At 44.1% G+C, this 4208-nt stretch carries 1 protein-coding gene; it reads left to right on the top strand.

Annotated elements, in window-relative coordinates:
- Window positions 1-617: 617 nt before the first annotated feature.
- Complete coding sequence (locus ACTHJT_RS03900; protein WP_440236494.1) at window positions 618-3695, top strand: gliding motility-associated C-terminal domain-containing protein; 3078 nt, start codon at window positions 618-620, stop codon at window positions 3693-3695.
- The last annotated feature ends 513 nt before the right edge of the window (window positions 3696-4208 follow it).

Below are 4208 nucleotides of genomic sequence, written 5' to 3'. Positions count from 1 at the left end.
CTCACCTGCGCTCCTGATTAGAAATGACCCCAGCGGGGTCACAGCTTTATAGCAAAACATATGCAATCCTACTCCGACCCCAGCGGGGTCGCACATGTTATCCGGCACATTTGTTATTAACCTAAAACCGTTGGCTAAAGCACAACGGCCATGAAAGCTGATTGATCTTTTAATAAGAGTTGCTCAGCTAACCGCCGCGGCGGACCGACACATTTATGTAACGGAGATTAAAAATGTGCGACCCCGCTGGGGTCGTGGTTTGAGAGGTGTACTATTTCTATACAGGTGTGACTCCTCCGGAGTCTACGCACTCTAGCCAACTATGGAGAATTTATTAGGTATATCGTTTAAGTTACATAGCCTAACGATCCCGCTGTAAAAACAAAAACATCAGTAAAACCATAAAAATCAGGTCAATCAGCGGTTCAGACAATTGAACCGAAGCAAAAAGTCGCTGTTGCCCTATCCCGAGCCCTTTAAAAACCGTATATTTAAATGCTCAAATGCAGCTTTTCATAAAGCCGGTTTTCCCGGTTATTCTGCAGCTACCCCATGACTGAATAACATGCCGGTTCTTGTAAGGAGTTACATTTTAGCTGACTAGATTATATACCCCTATGAACCGTAATATTTCTTCTACACTCCTGAAAAGCATTTTTGCTTTTCTTATCATATTCACTTCAAATAGATCTTTTGCAGCAAATACTAAAGCAATTCAAAGTGGAAATTTCAATACACCAGGAATCTGGTCCAGTGGTATTCCTAGTACTACTAGTCTAGCTGCTGGTGACGATGTGATCATTGGTGCTGGTGTAACTGTTACCATTTCCAGCAATGTGAATTTCCCAACGTTCAATCTGGTCATTGAATCAGGAGGCCATTTAATTGTAAATGCACCAAGTGCTTCTATTACCATTTCTTTCAACGATTTAACAATGTATAGCGGATCATCCGACACTGACATTGACTTTGGTACCGGCAATGTTACGTTTACCATTGTGGGGAAGTTAGACGCTGGATTGAACTCGAAAATAATGCATGCACCCGCCCTTAATAAAACTCAAAAACTCATTTTAAAAGGGCTTTCCAACATGTTGGATATCTTCTACAGCGATATAAGCGCAGGCGGTTACAGTATTGTAAGTTATGAAGGAGCGGATGGCCAAACGGTTGTTCCTTCAAACGGGTATGCAACATTAAGCATCGGTGGTTCGGGTTCAAAAAAAATATCCGGACAGAGTTTTAATAGCGGAGATGTCGCAACGGTTTCAAAAAGACTGGAACTGAAAACAACACTCAAACTGGGTACAAATGATCTTGTCTATAAAGGTATAAACGATAGTCTGGTTTATAACAATGGCACCGCGGTTACCGGCTGGATCTGGACCGATGGTACCGGCGTGCTGAAAAACAGCAGCGGGGCCGGCACACAAACATTTCCTGTTGGGGATAATACCGCAATGAAAGCGATCGATTTTTCGAATATCACAAACAGCGCGGGTTTGGTATTAAGCGCCCGCTATAACGCTGCTGAACCGAATGTAGTTATTCCACACAGTGGTATCGGTGCCTGGATAGTAAATTCCAATAATGCATTTACAGCAGATCTTACGCTGATTAAGCCTTTACCTGCAGGCAATACGTTTGTTGCACCACAAATAGCATTATCCGCTACGGGCAAAATCGGTGCCTGGAATCCGCTGATCACTTCTTCCCCGGCAACAAATATATACACAGCAAACGCTGCCATTGCAGGCACAGTGAATTATGTCTCTATTTATGAATGCCCGGCTATAAAAATTTCCGCTACAACCTTGCCATCCGGCAATCAAAATGCAAGCTATTCATACAACAGTCTTACGTTATCAAACGGGTCCGCTCCATACACATTAATCAGCTCAACCTCTGCCCCTGCTGACTTCACTGCCAGCATGATTCCCCAGACCAGTAATATGGTTCAGATCACAGGAACACCCAAAACGGTTACGAGTTACACAGTAGTATTTACAATCAGGGATGCGGCAAGTTGTGAAACACCATTCAGCTATACCATTAAAGTACTTCCGCCGCCAACCATATGGAATGGCAGCAGCTGGAGCAATGGAGAACCTACACTGGATATGGATGCTGTTTTTACAGGCGATTATAATACTTCAAAAAATTCGATAAAGGCCAACAACATTACCGTTCAATCCGGGGTTACCATTACTGTAATTGACAATACCCAATTCACACCAAGAACCTTAACCAATAATGGCACCATTATTAAATATTGCAATGGAATTGCCGCTACCAGTAATGGAGTTATCACTGGCAACCCTATTATCAACCCACCCATCAAATTTTCACCATTACCGGTTGCTGTCACAAACCTGCCATACAGCCAAACGGTTACCGCCAGCATAACGGGACCAGGCGCAATATACTATGTAAACCCTGCGAATCTTCCTCCCGGCCTTACCATGACAAACAACGTACTTTCAGGCACACCAACAACAAAAGGCAGCTGGACATTTACACTTCAATATACATATGGTCAATGTAATTACTCCCAGGTATATACATTTACAGTCATCGACCCGATTTCGCCTAACTTATACATCAATCCCATATCAAGCAAAACCTATGGCGATGCAGATTTCAAACTCACTGCCTACTCTAAAAATACAGCATCCGCCATTACTTACAGTGTTTCACCTGCTACCTGCGCGCAATTGGTATCCGGCGATAGTGTACACATCAGCTGCGCCGGACCATCACCAAACAATATGATTACCGTTACAGCAACACAGGCAGCCGGCGGCATTTACAAGCAGGAAACTGTTACAACCAGTTTCTTCATCAACAAAGCTCCAACGAAAATTCTGATCGGCAACAATGCTTTCCTGACCAATATCAGCGGTACCATTACCACAAGCCAAAACACCGACGGCGCACTAACTTTTACACAATTAACCGGCACCGATGTTGCAAGCCTCAACAATGCACAGGTTACAACTTACAGCACTCCCAGCACTTTCTCTGTCGCGGTAACCATTCCGGCAACCAATAACTATACCGGTTTTGATTCGATCTATACTTTCAGGATTGTTCCTAAGAAGCTGGCGCCTGTAGCCGCTAACGACTCCATCACCATTGTGATGGGCCAGGATACAACCATCAACATCCTTGAAAATGATCTCGGCATGACCGACCTGATTAATTCCGCACAAACCGATATTGACATGGAAAACACCGGCCTGCAGAAAAAATATTATTCCACTTCCCTGGGTACCTTTACCATTAATCCGGATGGCATCCTCAGCATACGTCCGTTTGACGGCTTCGTAGGTACGGATAAAATAGGCTACACCGTTACGGATGCAGCCGGTCTTACCTCGGATATCGCATATGTATATATTACCGTCAAAGCTCCGTTCAAACTTCCGGAACTGAAAGCGAACGAAGTGATGACACCCAACAACGACGGCCTCAACGATGCGCTGGTGATTGCCAACACGGATATCGAATCTGAAAACAAGCTGGTAATCTCAGATGAAACCGGCTATGTGGTCTTTCAACAGGACAATTACCGCAACGACTGGAAAGGCACGTACAACAAGGGTAACAAGATCGGCTCAGGTGTGTATTTTTATACCTTCACAGAAAAAACGACCGGCAGGGTTTTACAGAATTATCTGCAGATTATGAATTGATAGGCTGGCGCAAGGTTTTACTTGTGCCTATAAAAACCGTTGGCTAAAGCTCAACGGCAATGAAAGCCGAGCAGTTCTTTAAATAAGAGCCGCTCAGTTATCCGCCGCGGCGGACCGTCACATTTATGTGACGGAGATTAAAAAAATACAATCATTCCCAGGTGGTTGGCAGTTTATGCCGGTATAGATCATTTCTTATTATAAAAGTTCAGCGGGGCATAAACGTGCCAAAACACGGCAAACAATCCTGTTTCATCCGTGGTTTGGCACGTTTACGTGTTGTGTGTTCAATATTGCAAACTGCCGATTGCTCACGTAAACTGCCAACCACTTGTTGTTCTGCTGACCAAAGGATAGAATGTGCAACCCCGCTGGGGTCGTAGTTGAGAGAGGTCTGCTATTGCTATACAGGTGTGACTCCTCCGGAGTCAGTGCGCTCTATCCAATTAGAATAAATTCATTAGGTATTTTCTTCGTAGCTAAAATAACATAATGCTCACCTGCGCTCCTGAT

The organism is Cytophaga sp. (genome assembly GCF_051961495.1).
Lineage (GTDB): Bacteria > Bacteroidota > Bacteroidia > Cytophagales > Cytophagaceae > Cytophaga.
The sequence above is the reverse complement of the archived record's forward strand: the minus strand, read 5'-3'. Positions and strand labels throughout refer to the sequence as shown.

What these genes read in the sequence shown, in the direction of transcription:
- ACTHJT_RS03900 (WP_440236494.1), top strand. Translation starts at nt 618, where the DNA reads ATGAACCGTAATATTTCTTCTACACTCCTGAAAAGCATTTTTGCTTTT.